At 63.9% G+C, this 23176-nt stretch carries 20 protein-coding genes; 8 read left to right on the top strand and 12 right to left on the bottom strand.

The annotated features are described in order from the left end of the window. The first annotated feature begins 8 nt into the window (after positions 1-8). Positions 9-1349 (top strand): tRNA lysidine(34) synthetase TilS, encoded by a 1341-nt coding sequence (gene tilS / locus AB5Y81_RS07950; protein ID WP_279484694.1) that lies wholly within the window; start codon positions 9-11, stop codon positions 1347-1349. Positions 1350-1415: 66 nt separating this feature from the next. Here tilS and AB5Y81_RS07945 read toward each other — a convergent pair whose 3' ends face one another. Further along, positions 1416-2336 (bottom strand): GGDEF domain-containing protein, encoded by a 921-nt coding sequence (locus tag AB5Y81_RS07945; RefSeq protein ID WP_024941008.1) that lies wholly within the window; start codon positions 2334-2336, stop codon positions 1416-1418. A gap of 100 nt (positions 2337-2436) precedes the next feature. On the opposite strand from AB5Y81_RS07945, the gene AB5Y81_RS07940 reads away from it, so the two are divergent. Next, positions 2437-4389 (top strand): cation:proton antiporter, encoded by a 1953-nt coding sequence (locus AB5Y81_RS07940; protein WP_024941009.1) that lies wholly within the window; start codon positions 2437-2439, stop codon positions 4387-4389. Positions 4390-4455: 66 nt separating this feature from the next. Here AB5Y81_RS07940 and AB5Y81_RS07935 read toward each other — a convergent pair whose 3' ends face one another. The 4 genes from AB5Y81_RS07935 to AB5Y81_RS07920 all read right to left on the bottom strand — a co-directional run bounded on the left by AB5Y81_RS07935 (position 4456) and on the right by AB5Y81_RS07920 (position 7977). After that, on the bottom strand, positions 4456-5601 hold the full coding sequence (locus AB5Y81_RS07935; protein ID WP_279484693.1) for a patatin-like phospholipase family protein: 1146 nt from the start codon (positions 5599-5601) through the stop codon (positions 4456-4458). A 120-nt stretch (positions 5602-5721) separates the two neighbouring features. After that, the gene (locus AB5Y81_RS07930; protein ID WP_201892352.1) at positions 5722-6591 is read right to left on the bottom strand and encodes an alpha/beta hydrolase; all 870 of its coding nucleotides are present in this window, start codon (positions 6589-6591) and stop codon (positions 5722-5724) included. Between the two features lie 71 nt (positions 6592-6662). Then, positions 6663-7244: a TetR/AcrR family transcriptional regulator gene (locus AB5Y81_RS07925; protein WP_279484692.1), complete on the bottom strand. Its 582-nt coding sequence runs from the start codon at positions 7242-7244 to the stop codon at positions 6663-6665. Between the two features lie 88 nt (positions 7245-7332). After that, on the bottom strand, positions 7333-7977 hold the full coding sequence (locus tag AB5Y81_RS07920; RefSeq protein ID WP_095593209.1) for a response regulator transcription factor: 645 nt from the start codon (positions 7975-7977) through the stop codon (positions 7333-7335). A 158-nt stretch (positions 7978-8135) separates the two neighbouring features. Between AB5Y81_RS07920 and AB5Y81_RS07915 the strand changes: the two genes are divergently transcribed. Next, positions 8136-8762: a glutathione S-transferase gene (locus AB5Y81_RS07915; protein WP_017779866.1), complete on the top strand. Its 627-nt coding sequence runs from the start codon at positions 8136-8138 to the stop codon at positions 8760-8762. A 106-nt stretch (positions 8763-8868) separates the two neighbouring features. On the opposite strand, the gene AB5Y81_RS07910 is transcribed toward AB5Y81_RS07915, so the two are convergent. The 5 genes from AB5Y81_RS07910 to AB5Y81_RS07890 form a co-directional block, all read right to left on the bottom strand. After that, the gene (locus AB5Y81_RS07910) at positions 8869-10977 is read right to left on the bottom strand and encodes an alpha-amylase (protein ID WP_368146625.1); all 2109 of its coding nucleotides are present in this window, start codon (positions 10975-10977) and stop codon (positions 8869-8871) included. A gap of 208 nt (positions 10978-11185) precedes the next feature. After that, complete coding sequence (locus AB5Y81_RS07905; RefSeq protein ID WP_043170790.1) at positions 11186-12349, bottom strand: membrane protein; 1164 nt, start codon at positions 12347-12349, stop codon at positions 11186-11188. After that, positions 12349-12720, bottom strand: a complete 372-nt coding sequence (locus tag AB5Y81_RS07900; RefSeq protein WP_005303379.1) for a GtrA family protein — start codon at positions 12718-12720, stop codon at positions 12349-12351. Before AB5Y81_RS07900 ends, AB5Y81_RS07905 begins: the two co-directional genes overlap by 1 nt. Further along, a complete protein-coding gene (locus AB5Y81_RS07895) occupies positions 12717-13778 on the bottom strand; it encodes a glycosyltransferase family 2 protein (protein ID WP_017779869.1) in 1062 nt (353 codons plus the stop codon). The genes AB5Y81_RS07900 and AB5Y81_RS07895 overlap by 4 nt, the downstream gene beginning before the upstream one ends. A gap of 56 nt (positions 13779-13834) precedes the next feature. Then, complete coding sequence (locus AB5Y81_RS07890) at positions 13835-14380, bottom strand: hypothetical protein (protein ID WP_005303374.1); 546 nt, start codon at positions 14378-14380, stop codon at positions 13835-13837. Between the two features lie 315 nt (positions 14381-14695). Here AB5Y81_RS07890 and AB5Y81_RS07885 point away from each other — a divergent pair, with 315 nt between their 5' ends. The 4 genes from AB5Y81_RS07885 to AB5Y81_RS07870 all read left to right on the top strand — a co-directional run bounded on the left by AB5Y81_RS07885 (position 14696) and on the right by AB5Y81_RS07870 (position 18072). Next, the gene (locus tag AB5Y81_RS07885) at positions 14696-15466 is read left to right on the top strand and encodes an ABC transporter substrate-binding protein (RefSeq protein WP_211051607.1); all 771 of its coding nucleotides are present in this window, start codon (positions 14696-14698) and stop codon (positions 15464-15466) included. Between the two features lie 81 nt (positions 15467-15547). After that, positions 15548-17032 (top strand): murein L,D-transpeptidase, encoded by a 1485-nt coding sequence (locus AB5Y81_RS07880; RefSeq protein WP_279484691.1) that lies wholly within the window; start codon positions 15548-15550, stop codon positions 17030-17032. 150 nt (positions 17033-17182) lie between these two features. Then, positions 17183-17728, top strand: coding sequence for a DUF882 domain-containing protein (locus AB5Y81_RS07875; protein WP_005303369.1), 546 nt, complete (start codon positions 17183-17185; stop codon positions 17726-17728). Between the two features lie 92 nt (positions 17729-17820). Further along, entirely contained in the window at positions 17821-18072 is a 252-nt protein-coding gene (locus AB5Y81_RS07870; protein WP_017779871.1) for a hypothetical protein, read from the top strand. 94 nt (positions 18073-18166) lie between these two features. Here AB5Y81_RS07870 and AB5Y81_RS07865 read toward each other — a convergent pair whose 3' ends face one another. After that, positions 18167-18781, bottom strand: a complete 615-nt coding sequence (locus AB5Y81_RS07865) for a trimeric intracellular cation channel family protein (RefSeq protein WP_005303366.1) — start codon at positions 18779-18781, stop codon at positions 18167-18169. A 134-nt stretch (positions 18782-18915) separates the two neighbouring features. Beyond that, positions 18916-19680: a sulfate transporter CysZ gene (gene cysZ, locus AB5Y81_RS07860; RefSeq protein WP_017779872.1), complete on the bottom strand. Its 765-nt coding sequence runs from the start codon at positions 19678-19680 to the stop codon at positions 18916-18918. Between the two features lie 109 nt (positions 19681-19789). On the opposite strand from cysZ, the gene AB5Y81_RS07855 reads away from it, so the two are divergent. Continuing rightward, complete coding sequence (locus AB5Y81_RS07855; RefSeq protein WP_279484690.1) at positions 19790-23164, top strand: AAA family ATPase; 3375 nt, start codon at positions 19790-19792, stop codon at positions 23162-23164. The last annotated feature ends 12 nt before the right edge of the window (positions 23165-23176 follow it).

Genomic DNA, 23176 nt, shown 5'->3' with positions numbered 1-23176 from the left:
GGAAGACTATGATTTCTCGTATTTATTCTCGCTTTTGTCAGACTCTGCCTGCGCCCGAAGGTTCCCGCGGCCTGCTGGTGGCCTTCAGCGGCGGGCTCGACTCCACCGTGCTGCTGGTGCTGGCGGCCCGCTTCGCTCACGCCCACGGCCTTGCCCTGCGCGCCCTGCACGTCCATCACGGCCTGAGTCCACATGCCGACGAATGGGTGGCCCACTGTGAAGGGGTGTGTCAGCAACTGGCGGTGCCGCTGCTGGTCGAGCGGGTGCAGTTGCAACGGGGCTGTGGCGACAGCCTGGAGGCGCAGGCGCGGGAGGCCCGTTATCTGCGCCTCGCCGCCCAGCTGGGGGAGGGGGAGTGGCTGCTCACCGCCCACCATCAGGACGATCAGCTGGAGACCCTGCTGCTGGCGCTCAAGCGTGGCGCCGGTCTGCGCGGGCTGGCGGGCATGGTGCCGAGTCAGCCCTTTGCTGGCGGCCTGCTGCTGCGCCCGTTGCTCGAGGTGAGCCGGACCGAGCTGGCCGAGACGGCGGCCAGCCTCCCCTATGGCTGGGTGGAGGATGAGAGCAACCAGGATGTGAGTTATGACCGCAACTTCCTGCGCCAACGGCTCATTCCCCAGCTCAAGGCCCGCTGGCCCGCCATGGCCCAGACGGCGGCGCGCAGCATGGCGCTGTGCGCCGAACAGGAGGCGCTGCTGGAGGAGCTGGCCGAGGCCGACTGGCGACTGGCGGCGGCAGGAGAGGCGCTGCAGATCACGCCGCTGCTGGCCCTGTCAGGTACCCGGCGCAACAACCTGCTGCGCTACTGGATCCGCCGCCAGGGGGGCGAGATGCCCTCTCGCGAGCAGCTCGGTCTGCTCTGGCAGGAGGTGGCGCTGGCGCGGGAAGACGCCAATCCCCAGCTCAACTGGGGCGAGCAGAGCTGCCGCCGCTTTCAGGGTCGGCTTCATCTGGTGCGACCCGGGTTGCAGCCTCGTCACGAGCAGCTGGCGTTGAGGGTGGGGGAGACGCAGATCCTACCGGACGGGCTCGGCGAGGTGCGACTGTCGCCGCGGACGGGGGGCGAAGGGCTGCGGCTGCCAGGGGTGGACGAGCCGCTGTCGGTGCGCTTCGGGGTGGCCGCCGGCAGCATGCTCAAGCCGGTGGGGCGCGGCGGCAGCCGGCGCCTCAAGAAGCTGCTGCAGGAGTATGGGGTGCCCTCCTGGCAGCGCGGCCGCATTCCCATCCTCTATTACGGCGAGCAGGTGGTGGCGGTGGGCGAGCTGTTCCTCTGTGACGGATTCATGACGCAGGAGCCTGGCCTGGCCTGGCACTGGCTGCCGGCGGCGGCCTGTCAGCCCCCGCTGTAATCCTCTCTGCAGCAAACGGACAAGGCCGGCATATGCCGGCCTTGTCGTATTCAGCGGCTGGCCGCTTCAGTCCAGCAGGCCGGCCTTGCCCGCCTTCTTGCGGGCATAGAGGTGGGCATCGGCCGCCTCGTACAGGCTGTGCACGTCCACCCCGGACTGCCAGCTGGCGGCCCCCAGGCTGCAGCCGACCGAGAAGGTGCTGAGCTCCTTGTGAGTCAGCAACATGTGCTGCAGACGCAGCCAGACCGGGCGCCAGGCCTCGGGCTCGGCGGGTTGCAGCAGCAGGGCGAACTCGTCGCCGCCGAGGCGAAACGCCTGATCCGTGCTGCGGATGCAGTGGGTCAGCAGCTGGGCGAAGCGGCTCAGCACCAGATCGCCCACCGGGTGACCCCAGGTGTCGTTGATCTGCTTGAAGCTGTCGAGATCCAGCAGTACCAGCACCAACCCGTGAGACTCCCGGCTGTGTTGCTCCACCGCGCGGCCGATGGCCTCGTCGAAGTAGGAGCGGTTGCCGAGCCCGGTCAGGTGATCGAGCCGCACCTGCAGCTCCAGCTGTGACAGGCGCAGATAGAGGGGCAGCGGCAGGCTGAGCAGCTGATGATACTGCTGCATCACCCGTTGCTGACTGCCGCTCAGGGCGTGTTCGAGGGTGTAGTGCAGCTGGCCCAGCAGCTGGCCATGCTGACCGCGCAGCTCGAACGGGTAGCTGTGCAGGGTCAGGCTGGCCTGGGGTGGATGCTGGATCAGGGTGTGCGGCTGGCCGCAGTCGAAGTGCAGGCTGTGGATCCGGACAATTCTTGCCGCACGATCGGCAAAAGTTGCCAGCAGGCTGCCCAGATCGGTCTGCACCAGCAACTGCTCGAGCAGCTGGTTGCGATCCTGGCTTGCCAGCGGTGTGAGCCGCTCCATCTGGCGAACCCACTGCTCGATGCCATGTCCCAAACCGCTCAATGATGATGTGTTTTCCACGGTACAGCCCTCAAACAACCTACTTCCTGCTGCTCACCTGCAATACCTGTGCCCAAAATATGTTCGATGCGAACAAGGGCGGCTGGCTAGGCTTAAGTAGATAAAAAAGGAGGAAATATTGTACGCAGACGTATTGATCCTGCTGCTTGCCGCCGTCCTGCTGGTGGCGATTTTCCGGCGCCTGGGCCAGCCGGTGATCCTCGCCTACCTGCTCGCCGGGGTCGTGCTCGGCCCCCATGGCGCCGCCGTGATCACCGGCCAGGCGATCATGCAGACCATCGCCGAGCTCGGCATCGTCTTTCTGATGTTTTCGCTGGGGCTGGAGTTCTCGCTGCCCCGGCTCATCGCCATGCGCCGACTGGTGATCGGGGTGGGTGGCCTGCAGGTGCTGCTCACCTCCCTGCTGTTTTTTGCCATCGCCTGGTGGTGGGGCCTGAGCCTGCCTCAGGCGCTGGTAGTGTCGGGCACCCTGGCGCTCTCCTCTACCGCCGTGGTGATCAAGCAGCTGGGGGATCAGAAGCAGTTGCATACCCGCCGTGCCCAGCTCGGGGTGAGCGTGCTGCTGTTTCAGGATCTGGCGGTGGTGCCGCTGTTGGTGATGATCCCCATTCTGGCCCGGCCGGAGATCCAGGGCAGCGCCCTGCTGGTGGAGATCGCCTGGGCCACCCTCAAGGGGCTGTTTGCCTTGCTGAGCCTGCTGGCGGTGGGCAAGTGGCTGCTGCCGCTGCTGTTTCACGAGGTGGCACGGGCTCGCTCCGACGAACTGTTCGTGCTGAGCACCCTGCTGGTGGCGCTGCTGGCCGCCTCGCTCACCCAGTGGATGGGTCTCTCCATGGCGCTGGGGGCCTTTCTGGCGGGCATGATGCTGGGAGAGTCCCACTACCGTCACCAGCTGGAGGTGGACATCCGGCCGTTTCGGGACGTGCTGATGGGACTCTTCTTCATCACCATCGGCATGACCATGGACTGGCAGCGGGTGGCGCTGGATTGGTGGCTGGTGGCGCTGAGCGTACCGGCCCTCATCCTGTTCAAGTCGCTGCTGGTGCTGCTGGCCGGTCGGCTGATGGGGGAGCGCAAGCGCGACGCCATGGCGGCGGGGATCATGCTGAGTCAGGTGGGGGAGTTCGGTTTTGTACTGCTGGCACTGGCCAACCACCACGGTCTGCTCGATCACCGGCTGGTCTCCCTGCTTATCGGCATCGGCGTCACCTCCATCGCCATGACCCCCTGGCTGGTGCAACAGGCTCACCAGCTGGCCCGCTCCCTCACCGATCCGGCCCTGCTCACCCGCTCCGAAGTGGCCCAGTCGGGCCTGAGCAAGAGCCAGCACGTGATCATCGCGGGCTTTGGCCGGGCCGGCCAGACCTGCGCCCGCTTTCTCAAGCAGGAGGAGATCCCCTTCCTGGCGCTGGATCTCGACCCAGAGCGGGTGAGCGAGGCCAAGTCGGCGGGGGAACAGGTGGCATTTGGCGATGCCAGCCGGCGCGACATCCTGCTGGCCGCAGGCCTGCTGCGGGCCCGGCTGGTGATCATCACCTTTGACGATCCCAAGCGGGTGGAGGCCATGCTGGCGCTCATCAGGGAGCTGGCGGGGGAGGTGAAGGTGCTGGTGCGCACCCGGGACGACAGCTTCCTGGAGGCGTTCAAGCGGGCGGGGGCCTTCGAGGTGATCCCCGAATCCCAGGAGGGGGCCCTGATGCTGGTTTCCCACCTGCTGCTCAACTGCGACATCCCCATTGGCCGGGTGATCCGGCGCATGGAGCACGAACGCAGCAACCAGTATCGCTTCCTGCACGGCTTCTATTGGGGAGATCAAAGCGCCGGCAACCTGGAGACGGATCAGCTGCTCGAGCGGCTGCACCCCGTGCTGCTGCACGAGCAGGCCTGGGCGGTGGGGCGCAGCGTGCAGGCGCTGGGGGTCGATGCGGTGCGGATCAGGGAGGTGCAGCGGGGCACACAGCGGCTGGAGCCCAGACCTGAACTGGTGCTGGCGACGGGGGATAAGCTGGTGCTGTTTGGCAATGCGGTGGCGGTGGAGCAGGCGGAGCAGCGCCTGCTGGAGGGGCGCTGATCCCTGAGCCCATGTTGCACCAGCCCTGCTGCCAATGCCGTCCCCGCTTCCCTTGAATGCTCCGGCTCAGGCCTCGACCCGTACCGCCTCCTCTAGCCCCAGAAACTGTTCGACCCGCTGGCGCTCGTTCAGGGTATCCAGGTAGCCCAGCTTGATCAGCTGCTGGCAGTAGCCGGGATAGAACATCAGGAAACTGGCCAGGCTGCTGGTCTCGTCCCCCGTCACCCCCAGCACCCGCAGCAGGCGGCGCAGATGCACCGGCAGCTTGCGCAGATAGGCCAGCGCCAGCAGGTCGAGATCCTGGCTCGGCTTGAGCACGCAGGTCTCCACCCGTTTGAGTTTCAACCGGTTGCGCTCCCGCTCCGGGATGAGATCCAGGGTCTGGTTGATGCGCCACAGCCGCTCCAGATCCGAGTTGAGGGTATCGGTGAAGACGGTGTCCAGCAGGTGGCTGGCGATGTTGGAGCTGGTCAGGTGGCCATGGTGAAAGGTGGGGGCCGTGTGCGCCGGCGGATCCAGGGTGATCAGCAGGATCCGCTCTGCCCCCAGGTGGATGGCGGGACTGAGCGGGCTCAGCTGATGGATGGAGCCGTCGCCGTAGAACTTCTCGCCGATGTGGGTGGCCGGGAAGACGAACGGCAGCGCCGAGGAGGCGAGCAGGTGATCCGAGGTGAGCAGGGTGCGCAGCCCGCGCCGTCTGGCCCGCTCCCACGGCAGGTGTTCCGCTCGCCCCTGAAAGAAGGTAGTGGAGAGGCCGTCGTCGTAGTCGGAGGCGGTGATGGCCAGCGCCTCCAGGCTGCCGTAGAGGATGTTGTCGTCGATGCGGTGATAGTCGATGAGCTGATCCAGCAGGCGGCGCAGCGGCGCGTTGTCGAACAGGTGAAAGGCGTGGTTGGTATGGGGATTGACGAGCCCCGCCGAGCCCTCGTACATCAGTCGCCACAACAGGCGCCCCGGGTGAAAGTCGAAGATGTGGTGGGTCTCGAAACGGCGCCAGACCCACTCCAGCTTGCGCACTCCCAGATGAAAGCAGGAGGCGTAGCAGGCCAGTGCGGTGACATTGATGGCGCCGGCCGAGGTACCGCACAGGATGGGAAACGGAATGCCGAGATTGCGGGGATAGAACTCGGCGATCGCCTTGAGGGCGCCGACCTGATAGGCGGCGCGGGCACCACCACCGGTCAACAGAAGAGCTGTGTTGGGTTTGGCCATGATACTGCGCCTTATGCATGCCACTGGGGGTGTTGCCACCGAGCAATTTAACTATAAGACGCTGTATCAAATATAAAAACAGGCCTGCCAACCATTTTTTCAGGCCCTTTTTGAGGCTGTTCAGTTGGCGCGGAGGGCGGCGCTCAACTGATCGAACGCGGCGAATGCGGGAGCACTGGCGAGGATGCGACCGTGGCCGAGGCCGCGGGTGCTCACCAGCCGGGTGCGACCATCCTGAGTGGCGCGCAGGGAATCGCCATGCGGGGCGAAGCGGTCCTCCTCGTCGTGCACTATGATGGCCGGCCCGCTGCGGCTGGCGAGCCGCCCCAGTGGGTCGACCGTGCTCAGGGGGTGCTGGTACTCCTGCTCAATCTCCTTGACCACTGCATCGAACAGCCGGATGGAGTAGCCGGAGCGCGCCACCATGCCGTAGAGCTGGGGCACGTAGTCGAGCACCGGCGAGATGAGCAGCAGCGGCAGGGCATCCAGCTCGCGTCGGCGGCTGGAGAGGGTGACGGCGCCCCCCATGCTGTGGGCGATGACGCCCTGCAGCGGGCCACACTCGGCCGTCATCTTCTCTACCAGTTCGTCGAAGGCGCGCACGAAGCGGGGCAGGTGGCCGGTATGGCCGGCGCTGTGGCCGTGGGCCGGGTGATCGTAGGCAATGGCCGTGAAGCCCTGGGCGGCGATGTGGCTCATCAGGGGGTAGAACTGGCCGGCGCTGCCTGACCAGCCGTGCATCAGCAGCCAGACCGGTCCCTGGCCGAGTCGGTAGCTCATCAGGGTGCCTTCGCTGGTGTGCACGGCCTGTTTGACCAGTCCGGCCGGCGCCGTGTCATCCCGCTGGTTGCGCTGGGGGGTGAGCAGCAGCTTGCTGGCGGTGCGCTTGGCATGAGCGGGGGCCAGGGTGTGATGCAAGCGGGTGCCAAGGCCAAGCAGCCATTTGCTCGGGCTGAAGCGGCGGGTGTTGAAGTAGATCTTGCTGCTCATGGTCATCCTGTGGTTTTTATGTGCGAACGGTCGTGCTTTTTTGTCGGTTTTAAAAAAGAGAGGTCAATCCATCAGCGCCAGCCATCCAGCAGCAACTCTACTTCAGGCCAGAAGTGGCGGGCCGGATCCTGACACAGATCGAGGGCATTGAACACCTGATCCGCCAGATAGAGGCCATAGAGGCGATAGACGGCGCGCCAGGGGTCCATGTCGCTGCGCCACTCGCCCTCGCTCTGTCCCTGCACCACCTGGCGGGCCAGGTAGTCGAGCCAGAAGCGCACCAACTGGCGGGCGGCCTGCTGCACCTCACCTTCCTGAGCCGAGGTCCAGGCGTCGAGGAACATGCAGCGGCCGGCGAAGCACTGGTTCCAGGCCAGCCAGGCCTGCAGCAGGGCCGTCAGCTTCGCTCGCTGGCTGCCGTATTGCTGCTGGCGCACCGGCTGGATCACCCGCTCCCGGAACACCTCGGCGGCGTACTCCAGCACGGCAATCTGCAGGTTGTCGCGGGACTGGAAGTGGGCGAACAGGCCGCTTTTCGACATCTCGCAGGCGCTGGCAAGGGAGCCGATGGTGAGGCTCTCCAGCCCCTGCTGGCTCGCCTGCTCGAACGCAGTCTGCAAAATGTTGTCGCGGGTCAGCCGGCCCTTGCTCATCGCACTCTCCTTCATTGACCGTGGCAGCATAAAGTACGACCGTGCTATTTGTCGAGTGGCAGATGATGTGCAGGCTTGCTGGGAGGGTTCAGCTCTCCTTGATATCCATCTGCTGCAGGGCGATGACCGCCTGGGTGCGGTTCTTGACGCCGAGTTTTCTGAAGATGGCAGTGATGTGGGCCTTGATGGTGGCCTCGGAGACGTTGAGCTCCCAGGCGATCTGCTTGTTGAGGCTGCCGTCGCGCAGCATCACCAGCACCTTGTACTGCTGGGGGGTGAGGCTGGCCAGCTTGCTGGCAAAATCGGTGCCCTCACAGGGTTCGGGGTGGAGCGAGATACCGGCCGGCACCCAGTTGTCACCCCCGATCACCGTATTGAGGGCGTTGACCAGCTCCTTCATCGGCGCCGATTTTGGGATGAAGCCGAGCGCGCCCAGGCGCAGCACCTGCTGGATGATGGCGGGCTCTTCCGAAGCGGATACCACCACGATGGGCAGGTCGGGATACTGGCCACGCAGGTGGGCGAGGCCGGAGAAGCCATTGGCCCCCGGCATCTTGAGATCGAGCAGCAGCAGGTCGACTTCCGGGTGTTCACCCAGCAGGTGGGCCAGGCTGTCGATGGAGTCCGCTTCCAGCAGCTGGGCATCGTCGATGGCCATGTGCACCGCTTGATAGAGGGCGCCCCGAAACAAGGGGTGGTCATCTGCGATGACGATGGTAAATTGGCTGTCCATTGCTCACATTGTTGCTAACTGATTGTTTTGGAAAATCAAACTAGCACCGCTCCCGGAGAGGGTCAAACCTGCCGGCGCGCAAATGTGAAGCGACCGTCGGATGTCGTGCCATTGGGGCAGATGGGATGGTCATGAACAACCCATGCAGGAGGCAATAGATGGGATCTCTGGTATTGACGGTGGGCACGGGCTCCACCTGGGCGATGCGGGCGGCGCTGGTGCTGGCCATGAGCGGGTTGGAGTGGCAGGAGCAGGTGTTCGACCTGGAGGATGCCAAGGAGCTGCAGCGGCTCAAGCGGCTGGCCCCCGCCGGCCTGGTGCCCTGGCTCGATCACGACGGCGTGCGGGTACACGACTCGCTGGCCATCGCCGAGTACCTGCACGAGCTCTGCCCCGCGCGCCAGCTTTATCCCGAAGCGCGAGCCGAGCGGGCGCTGGCCCGCAGCCTCTGCGCCGAGCTGCACGCCGGTTTTCGCCAGATCCGTACCCTGCTGCCCTTCTTCCTCGGCGCCCCGACCCGCAGCGAACCGCCGGTGGAGGCCATCGGCGAGCTGGCCCGGCTGCAGACCATCTGGTCCCAGGCGCGGGGCCCCTTCTATTTTGGCGAGGCGGGGATCCTCGATGCCTTCTATGCGGTGATGGCCTACCGGCTGGCGAGCTATGGCATCCAGCTGCCCGGCCAGGCGGGCGCCTATCAGCAAGCGCTGCTGGCCTGGCCGCTGTGGCAGCAGACCCTGGTCAAGGCGCGTCTGCAGTGGCCGGCGGCCGCTCGTCAGCTGCAGTGAACCCGCGGGCACAACCGCTGTAAACAGCTTGTCTGAACGGCTGGTGTAAACAGAGAGGGGAGCCACTGGCTCCCCTCTCTGTTTGGATTTGGTTCCTTGGGCCGGATTACGGCTGGCGGCCGGCGAACACCACCACCACCTTGTCATCCCCCTTCTCCCGCACGAAGGCATAGGGGCTGTCGGCCAGTTTCTGGTGACTGCCCGCCGCCACCGCCGGGTGGGCGGCGCGGAACTGGCCGAGCCGCTGCCAGTGCTTGACCAGCTCGGCCTTCTCGCCACTGGCCATCTCCTGCCAGTTCATGTCCGAGCGCAAGCCTTGATCGAACACGCCGCCATCCTTGGCGAGCCCGCGGCCGGACTCATCGCCGTAGTAGATCTGGATGCCGCCCGGCAGCAGCATGAAGCTGCTGGCGACCCGGCGCTGCAACGGCACGTCCTGATAGTCACCGAAGAACAGCTTGGTGTCGTGGGAGCTGATGTAGCTCAGCACGTTGAACTCGGGATCCTGATTGATGCGGCTGGCGTAGCCGGCATAGGTAGGCTCGGCGCTGGCCAGGCACTGGGCCTGGGGCAGGGCGAACTCGCGCTGATAGTCGAAGTTGATCAGCGAATCGAAGCCGTTTTGATACCAGAAATCCTTGGCCACCCCGTGATCCCACACCTCTCCCACCATGTAGAAGGGCAGATCGTCGAGCTTCCTGGTCGGGTTGGCGGCTTTCCACTCCTTGAGGGCATCGGTGCCAGCCTGCTTGAGGCGGGCCCAGACGGCGGGCTCCAGGTGTTTGACGGTGTCGGCTCGAAAGCCGTCGATGCCGAAGCGGCGCACCCAGTCGGTGTGCCAGGCAATGAGATAGTCGCTCACGGTGGCGTTGGGCAGCGCCTTGGCCCTGGTATCTTTTTTCGCCGCCAGCAGCGGCGGCAGCCCCACCGGCTTGGTGGATTCGGTGAGGAAGTCGGGCAGCCCCGCCACCGAGCCGGTGACATCATCTGTGCCGGGCTGTGGGTAGCCGGGCAGGCCGGCCCGCACCCAGTCACCGCTCCACCACTGGTCCCATTTCGGCGACTGGTAATCGATGAACTGGTTGTAGCCATGCCAGCTGAGACCGCCGCTCGGGCGCCACTGGTTCCAGGTGGTCGGTAGTTTGGCTGTGTTTTGGGCCAGATCGGTGAGCCCCAGATCTTGCAGGTCGGCGAGGGTGGCGTAGCCGGCGTGGTTCATCACCACGTCGAGGATGATGCGCATGCCGCGCTTGTGGGCCTCGTCCACTAGGGTCTCGAGGCTCTCCTCGTCGCCGTAGTTGGGATCTATCTTGGTGAAGTCGAGTGCCCAGTAGCCGTGATAGGCGTAGAAGGGGAAGTTGCCCTGCTCGCCGCCGCCGATGAAACCGTGCACCTGCTCCACCATGGGGGTGATCCAGATGGCGTTGATGCCAAGCTGCTTGATGTAATCGAGCTTGGCAGTCAGCCCCTTGAAGTCGCCGCCGTGCCAGGTGGCCACTTCATCCTGACCGTCCTTTTGGCGCCCGAAGCTGTGGTCGTTGGCGGGATCGCCGTTGTTGAAACGGTCGGTCAGCAGGAAATAGACGCTCGCCTGATCCCAGCTGAAGGGGGCCACTGTGGCCGCCTTGACCGGCTCGAGCAGCAGCAGGCCGCCGCTCTCTTTACTCGGCGTCAGGGTCAGCTTGCCGCCCTTGACCACGGTTTCCTGGCCGGAGTAGGCGTCCCGCAGCCGGGTGCCGTCGGGCCAGACTCCTTTCAGGGATACGGTCACCGGGCCGCCATCCCAGCTGATGCAGGGCTCCGCTGGCGGCTGGCGCTTGAACTCGCTCTTCTTGGTGGCCCGCAGCACCTTGAGGCTGGGGGTATCCGGGTTGAAGGTGAACTCATAATCCCCCGCCAGCATCACCCGCAGGTTGAAGTGCTGCCCCTTGCTGCACTTGTCCATGGGCTGGGCGGTGCCGAAGGGGAGCGGTTTGGCCTCGCTCGGGCCGAAGCTGGTGCCGCAACTGTTGCCCGCGTCGCTGATGCGGATCTGGTGGCTCCCCTTGGTGAGCGGATGGGTCAGCTGCACCGCCCCCTTGTCCAGCGTCAGCGGCGCGCCGACCGGCTGGTCATCCACGTAGAGGTGCACCTCGGCGGCCATGGCCTGATGGAGGAAGAGGGGGCAGGCCAGCAGGGCGAGCCAGAGGGAAGAAACCGAGGGGGTGCGACGCATAAGCCATTCCTTGCTGGGGTTAAGCGGACCAGATTGCCGTCAATGGGGCTCATTCTAGGAGGCATGAGGGCGCGCTTGGACAGGCAAACCGTCGATTTGTGACATCAGTTCAAATGGTTACGTTTTCAAGAGTGGAAAAGTGTGAGCGGGGTGTCGTGCCCATAAAAAAAGCCGGTCGATAGACCGGCTTGTTGCATTGCCACCTTCGTCACACGGTGAAGAACTTGAAGTTGACGAAGGCCACCGCGATGAAGGAGGCCACCATGCCGCTCAGGCAGAGCACGGCCGGGCGAATGGCCGGCCAGCGATGAGTCAACAGCACGATCGCCAGCATGGTCGGATAGAGGCCGAACATGTAGCGCGGCATGGCATTGAGCCCTGTCATCAGCGGAATGGTGCAGCAGATGAACATCAGGGTCGCCTCGGCCCAGCGCTTCTGGCTGAACAGATAGAGGTTCAGCGCCCAGCCGAACATCACCATGATGGAGAGGTAGGATTTGCGTCCGCCCAGCTCGAAGCCGCTCAGCCACCAGTCCAGCGGGCTGTCCATGTAACGGCCCCAGGCCACCTGGATGTGCTTGAAGGCCAGCGCGTCACCGGTGAGGTGATAGAGATAGAACATGTAGGCGAACAGGCCGAGCGGGATCATCCAGAGGGTGAACACCACCTTGAAGGCGCGCTCGGTGAAGCGGAAGAACTCGCGCCAGCCGTAGGCCTGCAGCGCCAGGATCAGCACCGGGAACACCATCATCACCCCCAGGTTGCGGGTGGCGGAGATGAAGACGCCGAGCAGGGCCACCATCAGCCACTGCTGGCGATAGGCGAACAGGAACATCCCCAGCATCAGCGCCATGAACATCGACTCGGTATAGCCGGAGACGAAGTAGGCGGAGAAGGGGGAGAAGGCGAGCAGCCAGACACCGAAGCGGGCGGTATCGTCACCCAGCTTGAGCTGGCGCAGCACCAGCAGCATCAGCGGCAGGCTGGCGAAGAACGCCAGGTTGGCCACCAGCATCAGGCCGATCAGGCTCTCGACGTTGAGCAGGTTGGAGAGGGTGCCGGAGATCATCGGGTAGAGCGGCATGAAGGCCCAGTTGGCCGCGTTGCCCTTGCTCAGCCAGCGCGGGTAGAGGTCGTAGCCGTTCTCGATGATGCGCTGGAACCAGACGCAGTCAAACTGGCAATAGGCCTGCAGCGGGCCTATGTCGGTGGCGCCGTAGAGCTGGACGCCGAAGTAACCCATGCCGTACAGGGCGACCCGGCTCAGCACGAAGGCGGCGATGATCATCAGCCAGTCGCGACCGCTGATGCGAAGTGACGGGCGATAGGGCGCCACCTGGTCGGGGGCAGTGGTGGTAGTCATGTCATTCATCAGGCAAATACCCAGATCCTGGAGAGGAGGTAGGTGAGCACGGTGACCGTCAGGGTGGCGATCACCACCGGCAACAGACCGGAAAGACCCGCAAACAGCAGACCGCTCAATATCAGGTTACGCACCGCCAGCGAGAAGAGGGCGACCAGCAGGAACTTGCTGGCGGCACCCTGCTTCTGGAAGGTGATGTAACGGTGACCGAAGAAGGAGAACCAGAACGCGATGGCAAAGGCCAACGTCGTCACCAGGTGCTCCGAGATGGTGGGCCAGGTGTGAAACAGGGCGATGGAGGTGCCCAGATCGACGAGGGTGGCCCCCCCGCCGACAAACCCGAAACGTACCAGCCGCCAGAATTCCTCGCGGGAGATCATTGAGAAGCCTGCTCCTGCTGGTCATCAGCGGCCTTAGCGGCAGCAGCCTTCTTGCCGGCGCTCTTCTTGCTGCCGCTGGCGGCGTCCTGCTTGGGCTCTTCATCCTGCTTGGCATACTGGCCGTAGACCCCTTCGATGAGGTAGACGGGGCGCTGCTTCACTTCCACGAACATGCGGCCGATGTACTCGCCGATGATGCCGAGCGACAGCAGCTGGATGCCGCCGAGGAACAGCACCACCGACATCAGGGAGGCGTAACCCGGCACGTCGATGCCGAAGAAGACCACCTGAGTGACGATCTTGAGGATGTAGAGGAAGGCGACGAAGGATACGCCGACGCCGACGTAGCTCCATACCCGCAGCGGCCAGCTGGAGAAGCTCATCAGACCGTCGAGGGCGAAGTTCCACAGCTTCCAGTAGTTGAACTTGGTCTCGCCGGCGTGGCGGGCGGGGCGCTCGTAGGGCACACCGACGGCACGGAAACCGGCCCAGGCGAACAGCCCCTTCATGAAGCGGTTGCGCTCCGGCAGCTGCTTGATCGCCTCGACCACCTTGCGGTCGATCAGACGGAAGTCGCCGGCGTTCTCCGGCAGCTTGGTGCTGGTGGAGAGGGCGTTGAAGAAGCGGTAGAAGCCGCCGGCGGTGAGACGCTTCATCGGGGTGTCGGCGCTGCGATCCACCCGGATGCCGTAGACGGTGTCGTAGTCGCCGGTCTGCCACAGCTTGACGAATTCGAGAATGAGCGAGGGCGGATCCTGCAGGTCCACGTCCATCGGCACCACGGCATCACCCTTGGCGTGATGCAGGCCGGCGGTCATGGCCGCTTCCTTGCCGAAGTTGCGGGCCAGGTTGACCAGGGTGACGCGCGGGTCGCGGGCGATGGCCTGCTCGACGACTTCACGGGTGTGGTCGCGGCTGCCATCGTTGACGAATACAATTTCCAGCTGATCCTTGAGCGGCGCCAGTTCGTTATCTATCGCGTTGATGAAGGCATCTATGCTCTCTTCCTCGTTGTAAACGGGAACGATCAGAGAGAGTCGAAAATCGGCATGCGACATGAAAACTTCCTTATTTGGAAAATTATTTTATAAAACAGCGTATTGGAGAATACGTCTTACTGGGCGACGGTCAAGCGCACCGACTGGACATTGAGCGGTGTCGGGGCGGAGAGCGCCAGAAAGTTGGGACGCTTGGGATCCGAGGTCAGCGACTCGCCCGGCAGGCTGAGACGGATCTCGTTGATGCCGGCCTTGGCCAGCTTGACGGTGGTGGTGAAATCGTGACCCAGTGCCACCTTGAGCAGGGCGCCGGCCTGCGGGCTGTTGACCCGGGCCTGGATGGTCAGTTCTTCCGGCTGTGCCTGCTGCTTGGGCAGCACGAAATAGAGGCCGCCCTGGCCGCTCAGTTCGGTGCCGTCCGCGCTCGGTTTCTTGGCCCAGCCTTCGCTGGAGAGGAAGCGGCTCGGCTTGGTCAGATTGAGCTCGTTGCCGGGCTGATAGGTCATGCTGGAGTTGTGCTCCCAGAAGCGGGTCTTGCCTTCCAGGTAATAGAGCTTGTAGGCCAGGCTCACGTTGGGGTGGGCGGCCAGATAGAGGGTGTAGAGATAGAAACCACTCAGCGCCATGATGGCGGTCAGAAAACCAAACTTTTTGTACGTCATATCACTCTCTGCGCCTCACGGTTTGTAGGCTGATTTCGCGCATATGCTAATCCAATTGCAAAAAAAGCATAGTGGATCACAAAAATATATTTGGTCACATATTAACCCCTTTCTGATTGGTGTTCCAAATGTCGCTTCTCCCTCTTTTTAGCTAGCCCCCAGGCCCTGTTGTGGCGGGCTGGCCGGGCCCCTTTTCTGCTCGGGCGATGCCGCTTTTTCGGTGCCCCGATCATGGTCTGCATCCCTGTGGCAGGATCTGTCGCCATTTTGCCGAGGCCGATTTATGATGAGCTGATACGCCGTCAAGGATGACCCATGAAGCTGAAACTCTGCTGCTGGATGCTCTGGTTGCTGACACCGCTGGTATCGGCAAATGCGCTGTGCCCTGCTCCCTTGCGGATCGGTTATGACAACTGGCCGCCCTATCACTATTACCTCGAGGCCGCGGCCGGCAAGAAAGAGCTGCAGGGCTTTGCCATCGAGGCGCTCAACGCCATGCTCAAACGGCTGGATTGCAAGGCCAGCTACGTGGAGATGCCCTGGAAACGGGTGTTGCACGGTCTGGCGCTGGGGTCTGTCGACATTGCCATGGAGGCCTACTTCAACGAGGATCGTGCCCGTTATGCCTGGTTTTCCGATGCCTACAATCCGGGCCGCAGCGTGCTCTGGATCCGCAAGTCAGACGCCTATGCCGACACCGACCTGGCGAGCTGGCTGGCTGACGGGCATACCCTGGGGATCACCAAGGACTACTACTACGGCGCCGAGATCAGCGAGCTGCTGCGTCGTTATGCCGCTCAGGTGAGCGTGGTGAACGACGAGCAGAACTACGGCAAGCTGGTGTTGGGACGCATCGACGGTTTTCTCGGCGATGTGCTGGCCACCCCCTGGGGCTTGAAGAAGGAGGGGTTGAGCGATCTGATCGTGCCCCATGCCATGGCCGTATATGAAGCACCGACCTTTTTCATGTTCAGCAAGAAACGGCTGTCCCCCGAATTCGTGCGGGAGTTCAATCGAGAGCTGGCCAAGTTTAAAGCAACAAATGAGTATGACATTATCTGGCGGCGCTATGCGCCCGCCGGCTAGCAAAGTCGCGGGCATTCACGCATGATGAGCGCCTTGACCGCCGGGTTTGACGGATTGAAGTGAACCTATCTTGAGGTAAGCATGGGGAAGAAGTATTGGCTGGCATTGGCAAACCTGATCTGGCTGGGCTGCTGGCCAGCGGCCATGGCACAGGCCAGCGAAGGCCAGGTGGTGGTGAGCAATGCGGCGGAGCAGCACGACTGGTATCAGAACCGGACGGCGGAGCAGGCCAGGCAAGAGCTGGAGCAGCAACTGCAGGAGGCCGTGCTGGCCCAGCTGCACCCGGATTTCTATACGCTCTGGAAGAAGCTGCAGGCCAAGCCGGCAGATCAGCGTGGCGCCCTCTATGACGAGGCGTTTGGCAAGCTGGCCCGGTTCCAGCAGGCCTGGCGCGCCATGGATCTGGTCTCCCGCGAGCAGATGCAGACCCTCAAACTCAATCTGAACAAGCCGCTGGCTCACGAGCCGGCCGGCGACAACCTGCTGGAACAGGTCAAACAGCTCAGACCCCAGGTCGCGGAATACGAGGCGGTGCGCGAGGAAGTGCGCAAGCTGCTGGCGCTGCCCATGGCCAAGAGGTGGCCGACCCTGACCATGCCAACCCTGCGAGCCGGCGAGGTTTCCCCGGAGCTGGGCCAGATCCGCTCCATCCTCAACGAGCTGGGCGACACGGCCCCGCGCCATGACGACGCCACCTACGACGACGACACCCTGCAGGCGGTCAAGCAGTTCCAGCGCCGCCACGGCCTGACCGCCGACGGCATCATAGGCCGGCAGACCCGCAGCTGGCTCAACACCGGGCCCGAGGTGCGCGCCAGCCTGCTGCTGCGCAACCTGTGGCGACGCGATCTGGTGGATCAGCTCTCCGGTGCCCGCTACGTGCTGGTCAACATCCCCGACTATCGGCTGAGCGTGGTGGAGTCCGGCAACGAGGTGTTTACCAGCCGGGTGATCGTGGGCAAGGAGCAGCGGGCTACCCCGATCCTCGCCAGCGAGATCCGCTCCATCGTGCTCAACCCGGCCTGGCACGTGCCGCGCTCCATCCTGAGCAAGGACATTCTGCCCAAGCTGGGGCGCGATCCCGCCTACCTCAATCGCGAGCAGTTCGAGGTGATCGACGGCGAAGGCAATCCGGTACAGTTCACCGAAGAGGGCTGGCAGCAGGCACTGGCGTCCGGTTTCCCCTATCGTCTGCGGCAAAAGCCCGGCGATCACAATGCACTGGGTCGCTACAAGTTCTATCTGCCCAACAACGAGGCGATCTACCTGCACTCAACCCCGCGCAAGGCGCTGTTCGAGCAGGGCGCGCGCGCCTTCAGCTCGGGTTGCATCCGGGTGGAGCACGCCGACGATCTGGCCGAGTTGCTGCTGGCGGACTCCCGCTACCAGCCCGACAAGGTGGCCAACATCCTGAAAGAGAGCCAGACCAAGTGGCTGCCGCTGACCACCCCGATCCCGGTGTTCACCGTCTACTGGAGCAGCTGGATCGACGAGGAGGGGCGTCAGCAACTGCGCAACGACATCTATGGATTTGATCGAGTCAGCTACCAGAGTCGCCTGCTGTGATCCTCGCCACAGAGTGAAAAGCCCGGCCTGCGCCGGGCTTTTTCATGGCACCTCGCGGTTTGACAGCGGCCGGCTCGGCGGGTAGTTTCAAGCGCCTGTATCAAATTCATTCAACGGTTTCACCTCAACATTGCGATGGACGGACAAGGGATGCTTGATCAAGAGATAAGCCGACGTCGCCTGCTGCTGGGTGCCGGTTGCCTGCTGGGGGGCTCGCTGTTGTCCTTCCCCGCCATGGCGAGTCGCAGTACGGCGGGACGTGAACTCAGCTTCTTCAATCTCAATACCGGTGAGCGGGTGCGCACCAGCTACTGGGAAGATGGCCGCTATCTGAAAGACGGGCTGGCCGAGCTCAACCACATCTTTCGCGACTACCGTCGCAACGAAGTGTTCAACATCGACAGGAAGCTGTTCGACCAGCTCTACCTGCTGCAGCACAAGCTGGGTCGCCACGGCGAAATCCAGCTCATCTCGGGCTATCGCTCCCCTGTGACCAATCGCCAGAAGCGCAGTCGCAGCCGCGGGGTGGCCAAGCACAGCTACCACACCCTGGGGCAGGCGGTGGACGTGCGGATCCCCGGGGTACAGCTGGCGCACCTGCGCAAGGCGGCGCTCCATCTCAAGGTGGGCGGCGTCGGTTACTACCCGAGCGACAACTTCGTGCACCTCGACACCGGGCCCGTGCGCAGCTGGTAACGGCGGTTTGCTGGCCGCATCGGCCCGGCGGGTGACTGGTCAGCGGGGTGGTCGAGCTGATAGGCTCTGGACACCATGCAGAGGAGAACCAGATGAAACATATTTTGCTTGGCGGGCTGATTGCCCTGCTGCTGACCGGCTGTGGCAAGCTCAACCGCGAAAACTACGACAAGCTCAAGATGGGGATCAGCTATGCCGAGGCGAGCAGCATCCTCGGCAAGGCCGAGCGTTGTGACGATGCGCTGGGCACCACCAGCTGCATCTGGGGCAACGAGGGCAAGAACATCAAGATCCGTTTCATCGCCGACAAGGCGACCTTCTTCAGCTCGGAAGGGATCAACTGAGGCAGTTGCTGCCCCCCTTGCCCAACAAAAAAGCGCCTGATCGGCGCTTTTTTGTTGGTTGTGATCCGTACCGGCTCGCCAGAAGCTGGCGCGCTCAGTGCGCGGCGTACTGATAGTGGAAGGTGGGCAGCCCCCACTTGAAGCGCACCGCCAGCAGGCGCAGCACGAAGCCGATGCCGATGGCACCGAAGGCGGCCCAGTCGTTAGGCAGGCCCTGATCCAGCGCCAGGCAGTAGAGGGCTGCGGTCACCAGCGAGATGGCGGCATAGAGCTCGCGGCGAAACACCAGCGGAATGCGCTGGCAGAGCAGATCCCTGAGCACGCCGCCGAAGGCCCCCGTCACCACCGCCATGATGCAGGCGATGCCGGCGCCATGACCCATCTCCAGCGCCCTGGCCGCACCGAAGATGGAGAAGACCACCAGCCCCAGAGCATCGAGCGCCATGAACAGCTTGCCGAGATAGCGCATCAGCGGTGCCGAGATGACGCCGGCCATGGCCGCGCCGGCGACCAGCAGCACATACTCCGGGTGTTCGACCCAGAGCAGGGGGTAATGGCCCAACAGTACGTCGCGGATGGTACCGCCACCGATGGCCGTCGCCGAGGCGATGATCACCACGCCGAACAAGTCCATCCGTCGCCGGCCCGCGGCCAGCGCGCCTGTCATCCCTTCGGCCACCAGGCCCAGCAAGAAGAGTGCATGTAACATGAGATATCCCAGGGTGCGAGAAAGGCCCGCATCCTAACAATCTAGCGCTGGCGGGACAAGCAAACTCATATATGCATTAGATTAAGTAATGAAAAGGGGGCTTTCGCCCCCATTTTTCATCATGCTTGTCCGGGTCAGCGCTTGAGCTGTTCGCTGCGGTAGTGATCGACCCACATGGCGGTGGCGCCGCAGATGGCGACCGGCATCACGAACAGGTTCACCACCGGGATGGCGGAGAAGAGGGTGACCAGGGCGCCGAAGCTCAGGCACTTGCCGCGGCGCTGCTTGAGGGCGTCGCGCATGGTGATGAAGTCGATCTTGTGATTGTCGAACGGATAGTCGACATACTGGATCGCCATCATCCAGGCGCTGAACAGGAACCAGAGCACAGGCGCCAGGGTCTGGCCCACCACCGGAATGAGGAACAGGATCAGGCAGCCGATGGCCTTGGGCAGGTAGTATTTGAGCTTGATCCACTCGCGACCGAAGGTGCGTGGCACATCCTTGACGATGTCCAGCATGCCGGTGTCGTTGGCGGCCTCGCCAGTGAGCGCCTGCTCCACCTTCTCCGCCAGCAGGCCGTTGAAGGGGGCGGCTATCCAGTTGGCCACCGAGCTGAACAGGAAGGAGAAGACCACCAGTATGGTGATGAGGGCGATGGGCCAGAGCAGGTAGTCCAGCCAGTCGAGCCAGCTCGGGATCTGCTGGTGCAGCCAGGCGAACAGGCCATCCAGCTGCAGCAGCAGGGCGTAGAAGGCCCCGGCAAACAGCACGAAGTTGACCAGCAGGGGGATCAGCACGAAGGTGCGGATGCCGGGCTGGCGAATGAGGGAGAAGCCGCGCAGAAAGTAGTCTGCACCACTGATCGAGTCTTTTACCATACGGGGGGAGTGGCTCATCGGAGCTCCATCTGTTCATGGGAAACTGCCAGCATATTACAAACAAGCTTTTGATTTGGTAAAGTCGCCTGCCCGCCTCCTCTTTATTTCGTTACCGACATAGGCCGCCATGCGTCTGAAATTGATCAAACTCGCCGGCTTCAAGTCGTTTGTCGAGCCGACCCGCATCGAACTCAACGCCGACATGACTGCCGTGGTGGGGCCCAATGGCTGCGGCAAATCCAACGTCATCGACGCCGTGCGCTGGGTGCTGGGGGAGAGCTCCGCCCGCCATCTGCGTGGCGAGAACATGACCGACGTCATCTTCAACGGCTCCATCAACCGCAGCGCCCACGGCCGCGCCTCGGTGGAGCTGGTGTTCGATAACCCCCACAACCGGGTACCCGGTGAGTTCGGCCGCTTTACCGAGATCTCGGTGCGCCGCGAAGTGCTGCGCGACGGCTCCAACCACTACCAGATCAATGGCCAGAAGTGCCGCCGCAAGGACGTGACCGACCTCTTCCTCGGCACCGGCCTCGGGCCGCGCAGCTACGCCATCATAGAGCAGGGCACCGTCAGCAGGCTGGTGGAGTCCCGCCCCGCCGATCTCAAGCTGTTCATGGAAGAGGCTGCCGGGGTCTCCCGCTACAAGGAGCGGCGCCGGGAGACCGAACAGCGCATCCGCCATACCCAGGAGAACCTGGAGCGCCTCGGCGACATCCGCGGCGAACTGGGGTCGCGCCTCGACCATCTTAAGGCCCAGGCTGAGACCGCCGAGCGCTACAAGCAGCTCAAGAGCCGCAGTCGCGCTGCTCGCGCCGAGCTGATCGGCTCGGAATTGTGGGCGCTGGAGACGCGTCTGGGCGAGGCCAAGACCGAACTGGCCCAGACCGAGCAGGCGCTGGCGGCCCTCGATGCCAAGCGCACCACTGATGAGGGGCGCCACGTCACCCTGTCGGTCGCCCGCCAGGAGGCGCTGGCCGAACAGGCCAGCCGTCAGCAACAGATTTTTCTCGGCGGCCAGGCCATCGCCCGCCTCGAGCAGCAGCAACTGCACCAAACCGAACTCGGTCGAGACTGGCAGGCAAGGCGGCAGGCCCTCGGTGAGCGCATCGAGGGGCTCAAGACCCAGCTGGCCGGCCAACTGGAACAACTGGGCGAAAGCACTCTGCAGGGGGAGGTGGCGTCGGCGTGCCTCGAGCAGTGTGAGCAGTTGCTTACCGACCAGCAGAGCGTGCGCACGGCGGCGGGCGAGCGGCTCGAGCAGGCGCGCCAGCGCCAGCAGCAGTGGCAGCAGCAGCTTGGCCAGTTGCAGGGGCGGCTCAACCAGACCCGCGCCGAGGTGAACGGTTTGCAGGAACTGCAGGCCAAGACCCGGCTGGCCCGTCTCAAGCTGGAAGATGAACAGGCCGGCCCCCTCGGCGGGGAGGGGGAGAACCTGCAACCGGCGCTCGATGCGCTGGCGGCGACGCTCTCGCTCTCCCGCGCCCGCCATGAGGAAGCCGAAGCCGCGTGGCAGGCCGGCGTGGCCCGCCACGAAGAGCTCAAGGCAGCGCAGGGGTGCCAGCAGGGCTTGCTGCGCGAGCTGGAGGCGCGCCTCGCCACCCTGGATCAGATCCTGGGGGAGCAGATGGCGGGCGCCACCCTGGCGGATCGGCTGCAGGTCCCCCCCGAGTGGGCCCGGGGGCTGGACAAGGTGCTCGGTCGCTGGCTCACCGCCACGCCGGCGGACGAGTGCAATCTGGCGCAATCCGGGCTCTGGATTGGCCCGGCCCGGCCGGCGGTTGCCGGCACCCTGGCGGCGCAACTGGGCGGTGAGCACATACCCGCCTTCCTCAACGCCATCTGGCTGGCAGAGAGCCGGGAGGAGGTGCAGGCCCGCCTGCACAGCCTCTCTGCCGGTGAGTCGCTGCTCACTCCTGCCGGTGATTGGTTCGGCCCCAACTGGGCGGATCTGGGGGAGGGCATGGCCCTCGGCACCCTGGCGCTGCTCGGCGAACGTGAGCGGTTGCACAGCGAGCTGGTCGCGGGCCGGGAGGCGCTGCGCCGGCTCGATGAACAGTTTGCCGCTGCCGATGCGGCGCGGGCCCAGCTGCACAGCGCCCATGAACTGGCCCAGCGCACCCTGCGCGAGCAGGAGCAGCAGTGGCAGCAACTGCGCGAGGCCTGGAGCCTGCGCGAAGGGCAGCGCCAGGCGCGGTTGCAGCGCCTCGGCCAGCTGGGAGAGGAGTTGATCCGGCTGGATAAGGAGCAGGCTGAGGAGGCGCAGCGTCTGGTGTCGGCCGGGGAGCGGCTTGAGCAGGATGAAGCGGCCCTCGGCGAGCTGCAGGAGCAGGGGGAGCTGCTTGCCGAAGCGCTGCTGCTCGCCCAGGAGCAGGCGAGCACGGCGGATCGCGCTGTGGAAGAGGCCCGCCTGCGTCGTGAACAGCAGCAGGCCGCCTGCCAGCGGCTGCAACTGGAGCAGCAGAACCTGCGCCAGCTCATCACCCTGCGCGAGCAGGAGCTGGCCCGCCTTGGGCTGGAGCTGGCCGAGCTCAAGGAGCCGGGGGCCACTTCGAGTCAGGATCTGTCGCCCCTGCTGGCCGAGCAGCGCAGCCTCGAGGCGCAGCAACTTGCCTGTCATCAGCGGCTTGCAGAATTGGATCGCCAGCTGACCGAGCTGGAGCAGGCCAGAAGCGCCGATCACAAGCAACTGGTGCAGATACAGGAGAAGCTGGCGACCCTGCGGCTCGAGCGCGAACGCAACCTCACCCGCCGGCAGGGGTTGCACGAGCAGTTCGAAGAGCTGGGGGTACGGCTGGTGGATCTCGATCAGGCGGTGCTGATAGCGGCTGATCGCGGCAAGCTGCGCCAGGAGATCCAGACCCTGGAGGCGCAAGTGGAGGCGCTTGGCGCCATCAACCTGGCGGCGCTGGAGGAGTATGAAGAGGCGAAAACCCGCGCAAGCTACCTGGAAAACCAGTGCCAGGATCTGGAGCAGGCGCTGGAAACCTTGAGCCAAGCCATTAAAAGAATTGATAAAGAGACACAAATACGCTTCCGTGACACTTTCGATAAGGTCAACGAAGATTTAAAATCCCTGTTTCCAAAAGTGTTCGGTGGGGGCAGTGCCTGGCTTGAGCTCACCTCCGATGATCTTTTGGAGGCTGGAGTGAGCATCATGGCGAGACCTCCGGGTAAGAAGAATGCTACCATTGCCCTGCTTTCCGGGGGGGAGAAGGCGTTAACCGCTCTTGCGCTGGTTTTTGCCATCTTCAGACTCAATCCGGCACCTTTCTGTCTGCTGGATGAGGTGGATGCACCGCTCGATGAAGTGAACGTCGGTCGCTTCTGTTCTCTTGTCAAAGAGATGTCGAGCACAGTACAGTTCGTTTACATCAGTCATAATAAGGTCTCCATGGAGATGGCTGAGCAGCTGGTTGGCGTCACGATGCAAGAGCCCGGGGTTTCGCGCATAGTGTCGGTCGATATCGGTGAAGCCGTCGCTTTGGCTGAGCAAAACTAGAAAGAGAAGCAG

The sequence above is a fragment of the Aeromonas sp. s2 genome, assembly GCF_040907935.1.
In the GTDB taxonomy this organism is placed as follows: Bacteria; Pseudomonadota; Gammaproteobacteria; order Enterobacterales; family Aeromonadaceae; genus Aeromonas; species Aeromonas dhakensis.
Note: the sequence above shows the minus strand (reverse complement) of the source record. Positions and strands in the feature narration are given on the sequence as shown.